The organism is Niastella caeni (assembly GCF_004834005.1).
GTDB classification, from domain to species: Bacteria; Bacteroidota; Bacteroidia; order Chitinophagales; family Chitinophagaceae; genus Niastella; species Niastella caeni.
Window position 1 is genome coordinate 1,312,155 of sequence record NZ_STFF01000001.1, and the last position, 18,693, is coordinate 1,330,847.

An 18,693-nucleotide genomic window follows, 5' to 3' on the forward strand; every position below is an offset into this window, starting at 1 on the left:
CCAACTCAAATTCAATAGAAAACAATAAACTACAAACCATAAACTGCCACTTAAGTTCCCTGTTCATTCACAAACTAAAGCTACCTGTTAAAAAATGTATCGTAACCCAATCTGCATTTGCCAACGTGAAGGCAAATCGGGACTGGCCGTGAAGGTAGAAGTTAATGAAGGATCAAACTGATAAACAGGTGAATTGCCATTATAGTTAACAGACAATGGCTGAAAATACCCGGATGTTGTAGCATAATTTACTACACCCCACTTACTGTTTAACAAGTTACCTATGTTTACAAAATCAATACTCAACTGCAGGGTGGAAGGCTTTTTCGTTGGATTTAATATATAGTCCTGCAGAATACGAAGATCAACCTGGCTCAACCAGGGATTCTCTCCGGCATATTTCTCTGTATACATTCCACGGCGGTCACGAAGGTATTTATCATTCGCAATGAAATTTCTTAATCCCTGCCGCTGCGCAGCCGCATTTTGAATATTTCCGTTTACATCCGTTAAAGGCGCAAACTGCATGGTATTTATCTCTGCATCAGTAGGAACATACAACAGGTCGTTGGTGCCGGTTCCATCGTTATTAATATCGCCGCCATACACGTAAGCAAACCGGTTGCCTGAATTCCAGGAACCAAATAATGAAAATGTAGTAGCCATATGCGCATCATACGTAAACTTCTTTGAAAAAGCAGCCACTATACGATGCGTATTACCATACAATGAACGCGACAAAACCGCTTCATTGGCATTGTTCAAAATAGGATTACGATCGAAGGCATCGCTTGAAATTTCTGCAGAAATAGAACTGGCATCTTTTGCGATCAGGTAGTTGTACCCGAGCATGGCATAAAATCCGCTACCAAAATAATGCTGTGCCTGGAAGGTAGCGTTGAACTGGTAACCTACACTTGTATTGGTGAACGCATACAAATTGGCAGTACCCTGGTTGGCTGTCAAATATACTTTACGATTATCGTCTGTGCCCGAATTTAAAGTGCCGCCGGGTGTTCCCAACTTATAGTTACGCACCATCATACCATTTACATCTTTGGTATACGCAACATCTACGGTAAATATAGTCCCAAACGGGATCTTTATATCAGTTCCCAGGTTGGAACGCCATACCTGCGGCCATTTGAAATCGCGATCGGTAACATTGTAGAAAAAGCTGTATGGGTTGCCGATATGATTCCCGAGCCATACAAATGGCAAACGACCCGTAAACCAACCAGTACCACCGCGCACCTGCACCGTTTTATTGCCCATTACATCCCAGTTAAATCCAAGGCGGGGTGAAAATAATATTTTCTTGGTCGGCAACCGGGTATTATCTACATCTCTGCCAGGACCATTTGTAATTGGTCGGCCATCTTTATTAAAAATAGTAAGGTTGTCTTTATTTGATAATGTTGGTTCTCCTTCATCATACATTCCAGCGAAACTACCATCAGGATTCATTACAGGATTGCGATAACTTGCATTAAAGTAAAATGGCCTGTCGACGCGCAAGCCTAACGTTAACCGGAACTTCTCTGATAATTGCATTTCATCCTGAAAGTAGGCTGATAACTGCCCAACGGTTAAATAATACCATGTCCATTGATTGGCAGCAGCCCTGTTCCGGGCATAAGCCACATCCACATCTAATGGATAAGCGCCAAAAACGTATTTTCCGCTTGCCGGTACACTGTCGATAAACGTTTTTATATCAGCCTCTGAAAACAGGGTTGCATTATAACCGGTCAAATTAAAGGAGTTACCAAACTTGAACGACTCAAATGAAGCGCCAACAGTAAGGGTATGCTTATTAAAAAACATATTGAAGTTGTTGGTAACCTGGAATGCATCCTGGTTCAAGCGGTTGTGGATTGAAAAAGGTTCGTGCCCGGCGATAATATATCGCACACCGTTCTTGGTAATATTAATAACGGGAAAAGGCGCAGAGAAGGGATTGCGCTTATCGCGGAACGTGGTATACACCACTCTTAGTTTGTTGGCATAATCGCTGCGGAAAGTTGATTTTAATTCTGCCCCAAAAGATTGCAACCGGTTTACGATCTCATACCCTGAGTTCCTGAATTGGAGCGTAGTGAAGTCGGGACCACGCCGGCCGATAGCGCTGGGGTGCGCCGGTTTATCTTTAGAGGCGTCCAGGCCGTTATAGGTGAAAGAAAGCCGGTGGCTGGCATTAATATTCCAGTCGGCTTTGATCAACCATTTATAATTATTCTGATCAAGGGTAAACCGCTGGTATGGGCCAGTTTCATAATTAAACTTTGATCGCAAAATTGCACTCACCTGTTGCAGGTCCGATTCCAACACCCTGCTGGTATTCGTATTATTAGCGTTCGTGCTATTCTGGGCCACATAGGATGATGCTTCATCACTCCGTTGTTCCGTTTCAAAACTTATAAAATAGAACAACTTATTTTTAATAACAGGGCCGCCTAATGCAAAACCGGCCTGCAGTTGTTTTAGGTCGGGCAGCACCAGTTTATTCTTTTCAATCTTTGATCCGGTAAGCGATTGATTGCGGTAAAAGCCATAAACGGTTCCCGAAAATTTATTATTCCCCGATTTGGTTACGGTATTAACACCGGCACCCGTAAAGCCCGCCTGCGTAACATCGTAAGGCGCAATATTCACCTGTATCTGGTCAATGGCGTCCAGCGAAATGGGCTGGGCATTTGTTTGTCCGCCAGGCGTTGGCGCATCCAATCCAAATGGGTTATTAAAAACCGCGCCATCTAATGAAAAATTATTGTATTGTCCGTTACGGCCGGCAAAGGAGAGTCCATTATAGGTAAAGGAAGCGGAAGGCGTTAACCGCAGGTAGTCATCAGCCGACCGTGAAATGGTAGGCAATGATCGAATCACCCGGCTATTGATATTCAGTGAAGCGCCGGTTTTCTTATTATCGAAAATTGCTGACCTGCTGGTCACCGTTACCTCTTTCAGTTCGCCAGCTTTTGCCCGTAATTGAATGTCTACCGCATTGTCCTGACCCAGTTCCAAAAAAACATTATCTGTAACTGATGTTTGATAATTTATAAAGGAAACAGTAACGGTATATGGACCGCCCACCCGCAGGTTGGGAACGGTGAACCGGCCATCGCCCTTTGTTGCCAAAACATGTTTAAAGCCGGCATCGGCAAATTCAATAGTCACCGTAGCCAGGGGCAATGGTACGCCATTGGGGTCTTTAACTATACCACTAAGTGTAGCTGTGGTAACCTGGGAAAATAAAGCCGGTGAGCAGCATAAAAAAATAAGCAGACCAAGCACATAGTTTTTGTGTGTACCTCTTTTCATAGCAGTTATTTTAGGTTATAAATACCGGTTTGCGGTACCGATTTAAATCGATGAATTATTAAGGGAGGGGATTGGGCCTGAACCAATCAGATTTTTTCAAAAGGCCTGGCAATAGAAGATACAGATTAAGTAAGCCTAAGACTTTTTTTATAGAAGGCAGCTGCCGGACTAACAATGGATATAGAAGTTTCCATGCGCTTATCTTCATGTGACACGGTCCTGAACAGGTTGTTACTAACAGTATCGTAATTTAAGTAAAATATATTGATTTACATTCCATTGCTATTTTAGCGGCTCCACCCACCCATATAATTTTCTAGCAAGGATTTTGTATATATGGTAATTACCGCCCTGTCAGACACAGGTTGCGCCCCTTAAAAATCACTAATATGAAAAAGATCAGTTTGTTTGTAGGTTTCCTCTGCCTGGCATCCGTTTCCCTGGCCCAGTTAAAGGCTACAGTGGCCTGCCCGTCCTTTGAAGTAGATATCCTGGATGGAAAAGTGAATGGTTATAAGGCAAATACAATTGCCGGTATGATCAAAAACAAATGGCCTTGCTTTACCAGTGTTACCAACGACAGCGCCAAATGCGGCGAAGCTGTATATTACAAAGACAAAGGCATTTCGTTTTATACCAGCCGGGATTATGTGGAAATTACGGAAGGCTTTAAGGGAAAACTCAGCATTCCTTTACTGGGATCGGCCCGGGGTAGCCTTTTTAAAACGTTAGGAAATCCCGCAATGAAAGATGCTGCCTGGGATGCTTACCAAACATCGTATGGTTGCCTGATATTGTATTTCAATAAAGCGAATAAAGTAAGGATGATACAGTTTAGTACCCTGGGTACGTCGGCGATAAAGCTATGTGAATAGATTCGGCGAGTGGTGAGTAGTAAATAGCGAGTAGGGAATACAAGCAAGTGAATCCCTACTCGCTCCCGATAGCTATCGGGGCCACTTAATTCCAGCTACTTCAGAAGAACCCCAAAAAAACAATCTAAACACTAAGTATCCTAAGGAACTGCTGTTTATAATTCCTTCCAATCGGTAAAGAAATAGATTGCACGTTCACTTCTTCATTATTATAGCTCACGATCTTATCAACTGATACGATATACGATTTATGAATGCGTACGAATTTGGTCTCGGGTAATTTTTCTTCCATATACCCAATGCGCTGATAAGTAATAACACTTTTTCCCGGCATTACTATTCTTACATAGTCTTTAATACTTTCTATATAAACGATCTCTTTCAAAAATATTTTCACCAGCTCCTTATTCACCTTGAAATACATATAGGCTTTCTCAAAAGCTTCTTCCTTATTTTCAACTGCCGCCGGTTGCTTTAATACATTATACTGGTGGTATTTTGAGATTGATTTCAGAAAGCGTTCAAACGATATAGGCTTTACCAGGTAATCGAGCACATCCAGTTCAAAGCCTTCAACCGCAAATTCGCGATATGCTGTGGTAAGAATAATTCGGGGACGCTCCTGCAGGGATTTAATTAATTCCAGTCCATTCATCCGGGGCATCTGGATATCGAGGAATAAAATATTGACCGGATATTTTTGAATAAAGGCAAATGCTTCCAGCGCATTCCCGCACTGTCCTGTTATTTCCAGGTCGTCCATTTTTTCAATGTAAGAAACCAGCAACTCCCTGGCAGGCGGTTCGTCATCCACTATCAGGCATTGTATTTTCACACTAGCTTTTTTTGATTTTTAGTATTGTTAAAAACGACTGGCCTTCGCTCAAACATTTAAACTCATGCCGGTCGGGATATAGAATTTCCAGTCGCTTTTTTACATTTTCCATACCTATGCCTTTGTATACTGCATGCCCGTTCATGGAGTCGGGCACCCGGCTGTTCTCAATTTTTACGGTAAGCCAGTCATCTTTTACAGTAAGGTCAACGCGTATCCAGCTATTACCCACGTCATTGCTGACCCCATGTTTGAAACTATTTTCTACCAAAGGCAGGATCAGGAAGGGCGGGATGGTGAAATTATCGACCGCATCAAAACAGTTAACAGATACATCCAACCGCTCGCCATATCGTATCTTCTCCAATTCAATATAGTTGTGAATGTATTCCATTTCCTTACTCACAGGAATGAATTCCTGCCGGCTATCGTACAACATATAGCTCAGCAATGAAGACAACCGGTAAATGAGATCAGATGTTTTGGGATTGTTTTTCAACGACAGTGAATAAATATTATTCAGCGTATTGAAAATGAAATGGGGTTGTACCTGGCTCTTCAATAATTCCAGTTGAGCAATGGCTTTATCGCGTTGTAGTTCCTGCGCCAGCCGCTGTTGTTCGTACCAGGCCCGCAAAAAATAGAACATTGTATACAAAGCAACAATGAGGTAAATATTTACTGCTTCAATAACAACCTTTGGTATAAACAGAAAGGGCATGGTGGCACTTCCATGTGGGTAATAAGTGGGATAGGTATAGTAATAATTAAAAGCACGGCGAATAAGAGTGAACACGATCACGCTTACAATAAAACCGATGCGAAAGGCAGTAGTCCTTTTTTTAAGCAGGTATTGTTTTATAAGCACCTGGGTGGTATACCAGGTGGCAAGCCCGGCAATGGGAACAATGACCAGGGCGTTTATTAAGTAGCGGCGAAATTCATTGGCAATAGAGGCCTGCCCTATCCATTCATATAAGAAGTAAAGCAGCCAAAACAAAACACTTAACCTGACATTGCTTTTATTGTAGTTCATACCCCGGAATTCTCTTCTAAATTACCTTATAATCAACAAAATGCAGGTGTTTCTTAGACAAACGACCATTCTGCACCACAAACGGCAATCCGGGAGGCCGGGAATGGCCTGTTTTGGAAATGGCCAACTTACAAACCAAAACCTATTGGGGCTGTTTTAAAAAGTAAAATGAATCATTTAAAAAATTAAGCTGTGCCTGAAAAGTAAAATGAGTCACTTAAAAAAATTTGAAGGGGCGAAATCCATTTTTGCATGTCACTTAAAAAGTTTCACTATGGCAAATCGTTTTATTCTAGTCATTTAAAAAAATCTGCTATAGCAAAATTCATTCTGTGCGTCATTTTTCAATTTTTATTATAGGAAATATCTTTTTTATAGGAAAGTTTTGAGATTTGGTAATGGTAAAAAACTTTAATGCAGCATTTAAGAAATTAACCAATTACTGTTGACCAATTGTATGATAGTAAAACTTTTAAAGTGTAGGCTGTTTTAAAATTTTGCTATAGCAAAAAAGTTTAAAAGATATCAGTGAAGCGATTGTGCGATAGTAAAAGTTTACAACACGATGATACAATCGGATTTTATAATAGTAAAAAATTACAACACGGTTATCAACGCTATTTAGTAATAGCAAAAAGTTACAATGCTTCCCTTAAGCCTGAGTTTATAATAGCCAAATTGTGCAGCATGACAGTATAATTTGGTTAGAGGCATAAAAAAACCTGGCTGAACCTACAGCCAGGTTTCAATATGACTATTTAATTTATTAAACGAGTGCATCAAACATGATCTCCACGGGGTGAAGCGCATGTTTTCCGGTTCCATCCTTTACTTGGTGGCGGCAACTGGTGCCGGCGGCAGCAATGATCACCCCTTCGGGTTGTTTGCGAACCGTAGGGAATAATACCAGCTCTCCTATCTTCATCGACAATTCATAATGTTCTTTTTCAAACCCAAACGAACCGGCCATACCGCAGCAACCTGAAGGAATGGTTTGCACCGAATAATTTTCCGGTAAGGTCATCATTTTTACCGAGGGCGCAGTGGATGACAATGCCTTTTGCTGACAATGTCCATGTAACTGGATCACCTTTTTCTCAGTGGTGAATTGTTCTTTTCGAATGGCGCCTTTCTCTATTTCGCGGGCAATAAATTCTTCGAACGTAAATACATGCTTGGCCATTTGCCTGGCGACATCGAGATGTTCATCCGTTGCCAGGTCAATGTATTCATCGCGGAAAGTAAGTATAGCAGATGGCTCAATACCGATCAACGGCGTTTCTTCTGTAATGATCGGATGTAAGAGCGCTATGTTTTTATTGATGATCTCTTTAGCCTTGCGCAACAATCCTTTCGATAACCAGGTACGACCGCTTTCAAAATGATGCGGCATCTCTACTTCATAGCCCAGTTTCTCCAGTAATTGTATTGCTTTAATGCCTATTTCAGTATCGTTGTAATTAGTAAACTCGTCACAGAACAAGTATACTTTTTTCTGTATTCCTTGTATTTTGTTTTTTGCTTTTTGGTTCTTTTCTTTCTTATACCAGCTCCGCAAGGTAGTTTTATACATGGTGGGCATAGACCGGTCTGCCGCAAAACCGGAAAACTTTTTTATCAGTTTACCTGTTACCGGATTGGTCACCGCCCAATTGTACAAACCGGGAACCATGGCGCCCAGTTTTGCCGAACTTGAAAAACCGGCAATGAGTTTGGCGCGGAAAGGCACCCCGTTCGCATCATAATAATGTTGCAGGAATTCTGCTTTCAGTTTGGCCACATCTACATTCGAGGGACATTCCGACTTACAGCCTTTGCAACTCAAACACAGGTCCATAACCTCGTAGATCTCTTCATGATCAAAACGATTGGGTTTGTTGGAACGGGTCAACATTTCGCGCAGGATATTGGCCCTGGCGCGGGTAGTATCTTTTTCATTCCGGGTTGCCATGAATGAAGGGCACATGGTTCCGCCCGATAAATGCGTTTTACGACAATCGCCCGACCCATTGCATTGCTCAGCATGTTGCAACACATCCTGGTTATGATAACGGAATACCGTTTTAAAAGCCGGCGTTTGCTGGCCCGGTGTATACCGCAACATGCTGTTCATGGATGGCGTATCAACGATCTTATTGGGATTGAAAATATTCTTCGGGTCCCAGGTGTATTTGATCTGTTTAAGCAGTTGATAGTTCTTCTCCCCTACCATTTGCGGAATGAATTCACCACGCAAGCGGCCATCGCCATGTTCGCCACTTAATGAACCGGAATATTTTTTTACCAGGGTAGCAATTTCTTCAGCAATAGTGCGGAATAATTCATTGCCCTCTTTGGTTTTTAAATTAAGAATAGGACGTAAATGTATTTCACCAGACCCCGCATGCGCATAATGCACCGAATACAGGTCGTACTTCTTCAGGATCTCATTAAAGTCGCGGATGTAAGCCGGCAGGTCGTTCACATCAACAGCGGTATCTTCAATTACCGGCACTGCTTTTTCATCTCCAGGTAAATTACCCAACAAGCCCAGTCCTGCTTTTCGTAAAGTCCATATTTTCTTTGTGTCTTCGCCAAACAGTAACGGGAAGTGATATCCCAGTCCGGCAGCACGCATTTCTGCTTCCACTTGTTTAGCGATCTCAATAATTTCTTCCCGGGTACTCCGCGCATATTCCACTACGAGAATAGCACCCGGATCGCCCAATACAAAAAAGCGGTTTTTGCGTTGTTCGATATTATCCTTTGTACAATCAAGGATATAATGATCTATCAGCTCGCTGGCGCTTGGCCCATATTTCAAGGCGATCAAATTGGCGCGCAACGATTCATCTATTGAGTTAAAATGTACGCACAGCAATCCGGCTTCTTTAGGCGGAAGCGGTACAACATTCAGTTTTATTTCGGTGATAAATGCCAGGGTGCCTTCGGAACCGGCAATGAGACTGCAAAAATTAAACTCCGGCCCGCCCGCTGTAAACGGCGCCATGTTGAGCATCACATCTACGGCATAGCCGGTATTTCTTCTTTCTATACTTGCCTTGGGAAATTCTTTTCTTATCTCAACCTGGTTATTATAATCGCTCAACAGGCTGCGAACGGTTTTGTATATGTTGGCTTCCAGCGTAGCGCCTTCACACTTGTTGTGGAAATCGTCAATGCTTATGGCAGAAAACACTGCTTCGGAACCATCGCTCAGCAAAGCTTTAACTTCCAGCAAATGTTCGCGGGTGCTGCGATATATTACAGAGTTGGAACCACAGGAATTATTACCCACCATTCCGCCGATCATGGCCCTGTTGGCCGTGGAGGTTTCGGGTCCGAAGTAAAGTCCGTGCGGCTTCAGGAACATGTTCAGCTCATCGCGAATAACACCGGGTTGAACGCGTACCCATTTTTCGGCGGCATTCAACTCCAGGATCTGCGTAAAGTTTTTGGAAACGTCTACTACAATGCCATCACCAACTACCTGTCCGGCCAGAGAAGTGCCTGCCGTTCGCGGTATCAGTGACGTTTTATGCGTATGAGCAAATGCGATCAGTTTCTTAATATCATCTACATTTCGCGGTATGGCTACGGCCAGCGGCATTTCGCGATAGGCCGAAGCATCAGTGGCATACAAAACCCGCATGGTTTTATCAAAATACAATTCACCTTCCAGGTCCTTAGCCAACTGCTGTAAAGAATTGTTCATGAATCTTCTCCTTTGATTGCGCCGTGCCGGCGCGGTGCGCAAATTTACTGGCTTTACGGGTGGTTTGGTGCAATCAGGTAAAATATTAGATATTTTTCAAAAATTATCTATTTGGTGTTCAAGTGATTAGAAAAAAATCCGCCCTGCAATCTTCTGGGATTTCACCGAAACTACCTCAAATGGTGCTTTTAAATATCGCCAGTGCTTTAACCCGGCCCCGGGTGTAGATTTTGGCGCCGCATTTTCCTGCAAAAAATTTGAACTTTCAACCACCAACGCTAATAACCTTGTATTACAACCGAAATTAACCATTGGTTTATAGAATTGATCCTAAAAAAGAGTAATATGTGCATGCCTGGGGGGTAAACCTGGAAATTAAAATCCTTGAAAACCGGTCTTACATAACTGACATTAATTAAATTGTACACTCATTCACCACAGGCGTATCCCGGAAAATAATAGTGGGGCAGACATCCGTTCCGAAACGGTAATTACATAATTGCAGTAAGTGAGTTTGAGAGCCATTATAACTGAAAACATGCACAAGAAAAGGGGCCAAAAAATATATAACCGATCTGCAGCACTACCTATTTTTTTCTTGTCATGGCAACAGTTTATCCAATTTTATTATGTATTTGCCTACCAGTACGAGAAATATATAGTACTACTGGTTACAGACACCAGCAAAAAACCAATAACTGCAAATGGTAAAACATGTTGTTTTTGTACTATGCTTTGCGGCCCTCTCGGCATCAGGAAAGGCGCAAACCAATGCCCTTGCTGCAACACCAACCATTGTAAAGGCCGGGGATGTATACAATCCTTTTATCGAAAATCAATCTCGGTTATATAATGGTATTGAACACCTGGGATATTCTATTCGAATAAAAGGACATGCTTATTTCCTGCAAAAAGAACTGGCAATAGGCACCATAATGTACGATGAACTGGAGTTTGCCAATGTACCTATGCTGTACGACCTGTCAAAAGACCAGGTTATAGTGCAGCACCTCAATGGTTTTTCAAGGTTAGGACTGGTGTCAGAAAAAGTAAAGGAATTTACCCTGCTCAACCATCACTTCATTCGCCTGGAGGCCGACAGCCTCAGCAGGTCGCCCATTTTTACCGGCTTCTATGATGAATTGTATTCCGGACAGCTTAAAGTGCTGGCTAAAAGATTTAAATACATCCACGAAGAGATCAAGGATGAGCTGGAGCGGAAATTTCTTCAACAAGACCACTATTTTGTACAAAAAGATGGGGTCTACTACTTGGTCAAAACTTATAAGGATTTACTTACCATCTTGAAAGATAAAGGCAGAGAAGTAAAGCAATACCTGCGTAAAAACAAGATCAAATTCAGAAAGGGACGTGAAAATGCCATTGTACAAGCTACTGCCTATTATGATTCGTTAAACAAGTAACATGAGAACATTTCGACTGCTTATAATATTTAATCTTATCCTTCTAATAACCTGTCTTACAGTAAACGCACAGCCCAATACCAAAAGAGTGAGCGTAGAACTGAAAGATGCCCCCATTGATAGCCTGGTATATGAATTGGAAACACAAACAGGTTATCATTTTTATTACGATCCGGCACAGTTCGATAGCCTGCGCGTTAGTTTGTCGGTTACCAATGTTTCCCTGCAAAAAGTGCTTGAGTTGATATTTGCCAATTCAGATTTTCATTTTGCGATCCCCGAAAAACAATCCTACGTTTTGCTCACCAAAGGAGCAACCATAAAAACAACCCTGCCTCCCGGTTTCTTTTCCGGTACAATTGTCGATAGCCTTCAGGGCACAACGCCTTATTACGGCGATAAAAAGAAAACAAGAACCGACGCTTCCATCGAAAATAAATTATTTGAGATCGGTATCAGGAACAACAACCCCGGCACGGGTTCCGTAGCCATAGCCGGTTATGTGCGCAATATAAAAACGGGCGAACCGGTTGCTGGCGCCATTATTACGTTAACCACTCCTGCTATCAGCGCGGCCACTGACCAATACGGCTACTATTCCATCACCTTACCCAAAGGGCGCCACCTGCTCAACATACAAGGCATAGGTATGAAAGATACCAGGCGGCAAGTGATGGTATATTCAACCGGCAATTTTGATATTGACATGGATGAGCGGATTACATCGCTTAAAGAAGTGATTGTATCGGCGCAAAAACTGGCCAACGTTCGCAACGTGCAATTGGGCATCGATCGCTTAACTATAAAAGCTATTAAGCAGGTGCCAACCGCATTTGGTGAAGCAGATATTTTAAAAGCAGTACTTATGCTGCCCGGGGTAAAAACAGTAGGTGAAGCAAGCACCGGATTTAATGTTCGCGGCGGTTCTGCCGACCAGAACCTGATACTCTTTAACGATGCCACAATTTATAACCCCTCGCACTTTTTTGGGTTCTTTTCTGCATTCAATCCCGAAGTTGTAAAAGACGTGGAACTATATAAAAGCAGCATCCCTGCCAGGTACGGTGGCCGGCTTGCCTCGGTGTTGGATATCAGCAGTCGGGAAGGTAATAAGAAAAATTTCGCCGGAACCGCTGGTATTGGTTTGCTTACAAGTCGCGTTACTATTGAAGGACCCATAAAGAAAGATAAAACCTCTTTTATTCTTGGTGGAAGAACTACTTATGCCAACTGGTTATTGCAGTTTTTACCCAGCGAATATAAACACAGCAAGGCTTCTTTTTATGATGTGAACCTGAACATCAGTCACCAGTTCAATAAAAAGAACAACCTGTATATAACAGGCTACTTAAGCAAAGACCGCTTTAATCTCAACAGCGATACTACTTATGGGTACGGTAACCAAAACGTATCTGTTAAATGGAAGCATACTTTCTCTAACAAGCTCACCATGGTGCTTACCGGCGGCTACGACCATTATGACTACAATATTTATAGCGATAAGGACAGCCTGTTTGCCTACAAAATGAAGTTTGACATTAACCAATATAATTTCAAATCCGATTTCAACTGGTACATAAACGCCAACCACACCATTGACTTTGGTATCAGTTCCATCCGCTACCGTTTATACCCCGGCACCTATGAACCCAACAGCAAACAATCGCTTGTAGTAAGAGATAATATGGAAGCGGAACATGCATTGGAAAGCGCGGCCTATATCAGTGAGAAATGGAACATTACCGATGCACTTTCAGTGCAAGCCGGGCTTCGATATTCCATTTATAATTTCCTGGGACCCAAAACTGTAAACGAGTATTCGCCCGGATTGCCCATTACAGAAGACAACTTACTGCAGACAAAAACCTATGCAAAAAACAAATTCATTAAAACCTACCACGGTCCCGAATACCGGCTGGCGCTTCGTTACAGCCTTACTCAAAGCTTTTCAGTAAAAGCCGGATATAATTCATTGCGGCAGTATATACATATGTTATCAAATACTACCGCTATTTCACCCACTGATATCTGGAAGCTTAGTGATGCCAATATCAAACCACAGACCGGCGACCAGGTGTCGTTTGGCCTTTATAAGAATTTTAAATCGAACACCATTGAAACTTCGGCGGAAGTATATTATAAGAACATAAAAAATTACCTGGATTACAAAAGCGGCGCCCAGTTGGTTTTGAACCATCATATTGAAACGGATGTAATGGGCACGAGAGGAAAAGCTTATGGAGTAGAATTATTGGCTAAAAAACAAAACGGCAAATTAAATGGCTGGATCAGTTATACCTGGTCGAGAATATTGCTTAAGATGGATGACTCCACTGCCGGAGAAGTCATCAATGGCGGAAAGTATTATCCCGCCAATTACGACAAGCCACATGATATTACTATGGTAGGCAATTACAGGTTCAGCCATCGGTTCAGTGTTTCCATGAACATTACCTATAGTACCGGCAGGCCTATTACCTTACCTATTGGACGTTTTTATTATGCCGGCTCCTGGCGCGCATTATATGCTGATCGCAATGCGTACCGTATTCCCGACTATTTCCGTACCGATCTGTCGATGAATATTGAAGGCAATCATAAAGTGCATCAAAAAACGCATAACTCCTGGACGGTTGGAATATACAACCTTACAGCCAGAAGAAATCCATACTCGGTTTATTATATTACCGAAAACGGGGCCATCAATGGATACAAGCTATCCATTTTCGGAAATGCCATTCCGTTTGTAAACTTTAATATCAGGTTTTAAATAGCATACCATGAGAAAGATTGCATATTGCTGCGTAATGATACTGTTGCTGTGTTGCAAAGAAAAATATGATGCACCGGTACATGTACCAATAACAGGGTACCTGGTTATAGAAGGTTATATCAGCGCCAACGGGCCCGCTGAAATTCATTTGTCGCGCAGCATTCCTTTAGCTGATTCAGCTTTGCTCATCAATGAAACAGGATCCAAAATGCAACTGCAGGGGCGCGACAATTCCATTTACGATTTTGTAAATAACGGCGGAGGTATGTATTCCATTAATCAGCTTAACCTCAATAGCAGCCAGCAATACAGGCTGAACATAAAAACAAGGGAAGGAAAAGAATATGCTTCAGATTATGTAAAAGTAAGAACTGCACCATCTATTGATAGCGTAGGCTGGATAAGAGAAAATGGCGACGATGTGCAGATATACATAAACACACATGATCCCAGAAACGATACCTGGTATTACCGCTGGACAACAGAAGAAACCTGGGAATACCATTCTGATTATTATACCAGCCTCGATTTTAATAGAACCTCCGATGGTCGCATCAGAGGTGTTAAATGGCGCAGGCCCGATATGCAGCGTGAAACATCACTATACACCTGCTGGCAAGGGGAGAATTCAACCAACCTGATCCTTGGCTCGTCTGCCAAACTTAGCAAAGACAGTATTCACAAGCCATTAATCAGTATACCATTTGGTTCCTGGAAGCTAAGTGTATTGTACAGCCTTTACGTAAAACAGTATGCCCTCAGTAAAGAAGAATATCAATTCCTGGAAAAGATGAAACGCAATTCAGAGGAAACCGGTTCTGTTTTTGGCCGGCAGCCGTCTGAGCTTAAAGGAAACGTTCGTTGCCTTACCAACCCGAGCGAACCGGTTGTAGGATTTATTGGCATTGCTAACCGCCAGGAAAAAAGGATCTGGATCAAGCGTACTGATTTACCCGACTGGCAATATGTGATGTCTTGTGAAACCTATATAGTACCACTAAAGCCAATAGATTCGTCAGAATATTATTCCTACCTGATGCCTGTAGCGCCTTTTGAATGGGGCAGCGGTGGTATGATATCCTATTTGGGCGTTACCCCAAGTTGCGTTGATTGTACAATACGCGGCACCAATAGAAAACCAACTTTTTGGCCATAAGAAAACAATTGATCTGTATAACTGACTGCATACATGAAACTATTCAACCATATAAAAATTTCAACTGTTTTGATCCTGGCATTTCTGGCATTGCATGCTGTGCAAAGCAATGCACAGGATGCGTTTTCGGGTATACCAGAACGATTCAAACAATATTGCAACAGGAACCAGCAGGAAAAACTGTATGTACATACTGATAAAAATTTTTACCTGGCAGGCGAACTGCTTTGGTTTAAAGTATACAATGTAGATGGCGCCTTATATCAACCAGTTGACCTGAGCAAAATAGCCTATATAGAAATTCTCAATAAAGAGAACAAACCGGTAATGCAAGCTAAAATAGCGTTGAAGAAAGGAAAAGGCAACGGTTCATTTTTTTTACCGGTATCAATAAATTCAGGCAATTATAAGTTGCGGGCGTACACCAACTGGATGAAAAATTTCAATGCAGCGTATTATTTTGAAAAGCCGGTGACCATTGTAAATACATTAAAAACATTAACGCCACAAGCCGCAGATACAAGCAGTCGTTATCAGGTTGCGTTCTTTCCCGAAGGTGGTAACCTGGTAAAGGAAACAAACAGTAAAGTAGCTTTCCAGGTTACCGGCCCTGCTGGTAAAGGAGTTGATTGCAAAGGCATCGTATTGACAGAAAACAATGATACCGTGGTAAGTTTTCAATCACTCAAATTTGGCATGGGGCATTTTATGTTCACGCCTGCCGGCACTCAACGCTACAAGGCATTGATCACCTTACCTGATGGCCGCATCATCACTGACTATTTACCGGCCGCTTATGAACAGGGGTATGTAATGCAGTTAAACGAAGAAGGTGCCAATAATATCAAGGTAACGGTAACTGGCAAGACCATGCCTTCCCAACCGGTATTTCTTTTTGTGCATAGTCACCAGGTTATGCAGGTAGCCGAAACACAATCACTTGCAAATGGGGTGGCCACTTTTTTGATCGATAAAAATAAACTGGCAGACGGCATTTCGAACATTACTATTTTTAACGCTCAACAACAACCGGTATGTGAGCGCCTGTACTTTAAGTACCCCACGCAGGAGCTACTTATTACAGCCACCAGCAATGCACCAACATATGGAAGTCGTAAACGGGTGGCTATTTCTGTTAGTACCCAGCAATCCAAAGCACAAGCTGGCACGCCCGCAAACCTGTCATTAGCCGTATACCGGCTCGATTCGCTGCAAACTGTTAATCCCAATTCTATATTTAGCTATTTATGGCTCACATCTGAACTTAGCGGTAATGTTGAATCACCGGCTTATTATTTTTCTTCGCCCGGTAATGCATTAAAAGAAGCCACTGACAACCTCATATTGGTGCATGGCTGGAGAAAATTCAATTGGGATTATGTATTAAACGAAACCCGCCCTGCATTTGAATACGCACCTGAGTTCGACGGCCATATTATTACCTGCCAGGTAAAGAATAACATGAGCAATACTGCCATTCCCAGAATGGATGCCTGGTTATCGATACCAGGTGTACAGTTGCAATTTTATAACGCTAAAACCAATAAAGAAGGGAAACTATATTTTGATGTAAGAGATTATTACGGACAGAACGAGATCATTGTACAAACCGATGCACCCGATAGTAACTACCGGGTTGATGTATTGAACCCATTCTCGGAAAAATATACTAACCAGCCCCTGCCTACATTTGTTTTACCACCGGCTGCACAAGCAACACTCAACGAACAAAGCATTAGCATGCAGGTGCTCAACACATACGATGCGGGAAAATTAAGCCGGTTTCACGTACCACTGATAGATACAGTGCCTTTTTATGGAAAGCCATTTAAAAAGTACAAGCTCGATGATTATACCCGGTTTACCACTATGGAAGAAGTGTTGCGCGAGTATGTACCGGAAGTAGCTGTACGACGTTATGACGGTCAGTTGCACCTGAAAGTATTTGATTTCGAATCCCGGGATTTTCATACCTCCGACCCGCTTATTTTATTAGATGGAGTAAAAGTAGATAATACCATCCTGTTGAAATACGACCCATTGAAAGTAAATAACCTGGAAGTGGTAACCAATAAGTATATCAAAGGAGAATTTATTTATTTGGGCATTGTAAATTTTACCACCTATCATGGCGATATGCAAGACCTTAAACTTGATTCGAAGGCCGTAATTCTGGATTATGAGGGTTTACAGCTAAAGCGGGAGTTTTACTCACCCGTATACAAAACCGAACAGCAAGCTGCCAGCCGTTTGCCTGATTTCAGAAATCTTTTGTATTGGTCGTCAGACGTGCAGACCGATGCCAGTGGACAGGCGACCGTTGAATTTTATACGAGTGACAGGAAAGGGAAATATGTAGCTGTTTTACAGGGCATGAACGACGTGGGTTATGCTGGCAGCCATTATTTTACGTTTGAGGTAATGGATAAATAAAAATATAGGGTACGGACCGGTACTTAAGAGACGCAGGAATCCCCCTTACCTAAACATACATCTAAAAGCTAGCCATATATAACCGTCTTTAATTATTATTTATTGGGCCTATGAAAATGTGAAGAAACGCGCACTAAGAAAGACTGCATCAAAATGCAAAGTATTTATATATCCGTTCTTTGATTAATTAAAAAAACGGCTTCTACCAATGCTTCCATCTTTTCATAAAAGTAGATATGGTCATTGCGTTGCTGGCCTTCCTGGGAAATACTTCGGCTGCTGCTTACAACTTCTATCATCCAGTTCCACAAAATTTGCCTGACTTCCTGTAAATGATAGCATTCGAAGAAATTTTCAATGGCTAGTCGTGGATTCTTTAATTCTTCCTCACTTAGCCGAAGGGGTTGATTATGCCATTCTGGATGGTTATTAAGGGACCGCATAACAAGTAAGTTAAAGGTGAAGGAATAATCAAAAAAACCGGTAAACGTCCTGAAAACAAACACGTCTTACCGTTGCAATCCCCTGATAATGCTTAAACGAAGATAAGAATTATTTTAATATGATGTACTATATCACAGCCGAAAAATTAAAAAAAAATTTCATCTTAACCTTCTAATACTACACCATTGGCTGCTAACCATCAGATATTGAAAACGTTCGGCGCAAACCTGCGTCACTTCAGAAATGAAAAGGGATTAAGCCAGCGCGATTTGTATGCGCTTTGTAATATTGACAATGCCGAAATAAGCAGAATGGAAAACGGCGAGGTAAATGTTACACTCAACACACTGGCTCAGTTAGCCGAAGCATTGGATATTCCTGAATACATGCTTTTAAAACAGTAATATCCCCTTTTATTGGAGGAAGCACAGGCGCAAACATTCCTTAAATAAAGCATCCCCCGTAAAACGAGGGATGCTGGTAATTTAATGTACCTGTAAAGGAGTTCGTATTGGTTTTTTCAGATATTGGATATGGATAACCTTTTTAACAGGTTCCTGGGTAAACAATGCGATTTCGTTCATAAGATACCGTTTTAAAAACGGGGCCTGTTTCGAAGGGTATTGGATTGTCATCCAAAATTACTCTGCAAATAACAGGTTCCTGCTTCTTGCGGCACTCAATTCAATAAAATGATCAATA

At 42.0% G+C, this 18,693-nt stretch carries 11 protein-coding genes; 6 read left to right on the plus strand and 5 right to left on the minus strand.

Annotated features, from left to right (window positions below; all coding sequences use genetic code 11):
- Positions 1 to 87: 87 nt before the first annotated feature.
- Positions 88 to 3,321, minus strand: a complete 3,234-nt coding sequence (locus tag FAM09_RS05095) for a TonB-dependent receptor (protein WP_136575975.1) — start codon at positions 3,319 to 3,321, stop codon at positions 88 to 90.
- A gap of 389 nt (positions 3,322 to 3,710) precedes the next feature.
- On the opposite strand from FAM09_RS05095, the gene FAM09_RS05100 reads away from it, so the two are divergent.
- Positions 3,711 to 4,196: a hypothetical protein gene (locus FAM09_RS05100; protein WP_136575976.1), complete on the plus strand. Its 486-nt coding sequence runs from the start codon at positions 3,711 to 3,713 to the stop codon at positions 4,194 to 4,196.
- 124 nt (positions 4,197 to 4,320) lie between these two features.
- Here the strand turns inward: FAM09_RS05100 and FAM09_RS05105 are convergent, their stop codons facing one another.
- The 3 genes from FAM09_RS05105 to FAM09_RS05115 form a co-directional block, all read right to left on the minus strand.
- Positions 4,321 to 5,031 (minus strand): LytR/AlgR family response regulator transcription factor, encoded by a 711-nt coding sequence (locus FAM09_RS05105; protein ID WP_136575977.1) that lies wholly within the window; start codon positions 5,029 to 5,031, stop codon positions 4,321 to 4,323.
- A 1-nt stretch (position 5,032) separates the two neighbouring features.
- The gene (locus tag FAM09_RS05110; RefSeq protein ID WP_136575978.1) at positions 5,033 to 6,067 is read right to left on the minus strand and encodes a sensor histidine kinase; all 1,035 of its coding nucleotides are present in this window, start codon (positions 6,065 to 6,067) and stop codon (positions 5,033 to 5,035) included.
- A gap of 766 nt (positions 6,068 to 6,833) precedes the next feature.
- The gene (locus FAM09_RS05115; protein WP_136575979.1) at positions 6,834 to 9,761 is read right to left on the minus strand and encodes an FAD-binding and (Fe-S)-binding domain-containing protein; all 2,928 of its coding nucleotides are present in this window, start codon (positions 9,759 to 9,761) and stop codon (positions 6,834 to 6,836) included.
- Positions 9,762 to 10,465: 704 nt separating this feature from the next.
- Between FAM09_RS05115 and FAM09_RS05120 the strand changes: the two genes are divergently transcribed.
- From FAM09_RS05120 to FAM09_RS05135, 4 genes are read left to right on the plus strand one after another with little or no spacing between them, the layout of a single operon-like run.
- On the plus strand, positions 10,466 to 11,185 hold the full coding sequence (locus FAM09_RS05120) for a hypothetical protein (RefSeq protein ID WP_136575980.1): 720 nt from the start codon (positions 10,466 to 10,468) through the stop codon (positions 11,183 to 11,185).
- Position 11,186: 1 nt separating this feature from the next.
- Positions 11,187 to 13,955, plus strand: coding sequence for a TonB-dependent receptor (locus tag FAM09_RS05125; protein ID WP_136575981.1), 2,769 nt, complete (start codon positions 11,187 to 11,189; stop codon positions 13,953 to 13,955).
- 10 nt (positions 13,956 to 13,965) lie between these two features.
- Entirely contained in the window at positions 13,966 to 15,114 is a 1,149-nt protein-coding gene (locus FAM09_RS05130) for a DUF4249 domain-containing protein (RefSeq protein ID WP_136575982.1), read from the plus strand.
- Positions 15,115 to 15,147: 33 nt separating this feature from the next.
- Positions 15,148 to 17,547: a hypothetical protein gene (locus FAM09_RS05135; protein ID WP_136575983.1), complete on the plus strand. Its 2,400-nt coding sequence runs from the start codon at positions 15,148 to 15,150 to the stop codon at positions 17,545 to 17,547.
- A gap of 164 nt (positions 17,548 to 17,711) precedes the next feature.
- Here the strand turns inward: FAM09_RS05135 and FAM09_RS05140 are convergent, their stop codons facing one another.
- A complete protein-coding gene (locus tag FAM09_RS05140; protein ID WP_136575984.1) occupies positions 17,712 to 17,990 on the minus strand; it encodes a hypothetical protein in 279 nt (92 codons plus the stop codon).
- A 186-nt stretch (positions 17,991 to 18,176) separates the two neighbouring features.
- Here FAM09_RS05140 and FAM09_RS05145 point away from each other — a divergent pair, with 186 nt between their 5' ends.
- The gene (locus FAM09_RS05145) at positions 18,177 to 18,395 is read left to right on the plus strand and encodes a helix-turn-helix domain-containing protein (protein WP_208025480.1); all 219 of its coding nucleotides are present in this window, start codon (positions 18,177 to 18,179) and stop codon (positions 18,393 to 18,395) included.
- Positions 18,396 to 18,693: the final 298 nt, after the last annotated feature.

Bases quoted from the DNA above. Each gene is read 5' to 3' on its own strand.
- FAM09_RS05115 (WP_136575979.1), bottom strand. From the start codon at position 9,761: ATGAACAATTCTTTACAGCAGTTGGCTAAGGACCTGGAAGGTGAATTG.
- FAM09_RS05095 (WP_136575975.1), bottom strand. From the start codon at position 3,321: ATGAAAAGAGGTACACACAAAAACTATGTGCTTGGTCTGCTTATTTTT.
- FAM09_RS05120 (WP_136575980.1), top strand. From the start codon at position 10,466: ATGGTAAAACATGTTGTTTTTGTACTATGCTTTGCGGCCCTCTCGGCA.
- FAM09_RS05130 (WP_136575982.1), top strand. From the start codon at position 13,966: ATGAGAAAGATTGCATATTGCTGCGTAATGATACTGTTGCTGTGTTGC.
- FAM09_RS05135 (WP_136575983.1), top strand. From the start codon at position 15,148: ATGAAACTATTCAACCATATAAAAATTTCAACTGTTTTGATCCTGGCA.
- FAM09_RS05125 (WP_136575981.1), top strand. From the start codon at position 11,187: ATGAGAACATTTCGACTGCTTATAATATTTAATCTTATCCTTCTAATA.
- FAM09_RS05100 (WP_136575976.1), top strand. From the start codon at position 3,711: ATGAAAAAGATCAGTTTGTTTGTAGGTTTCCTCTGCCTGGCATCCGTT.
- FAM09_RS05110 (WP_136575978.1), bottom strand. From the start codon at position 6,067: ATGAACTACAATAAAAGCAATGTCAGGTTAAGTGTTTTGTTTTGGCTG.
- FAM09_RS05140 (WP_136575984.1), bottom strand. From the start codon at position 17,990: ATGCGGTCCCTTAATAACCATCCAGAATGGCATAATCAACCCCTTCGG.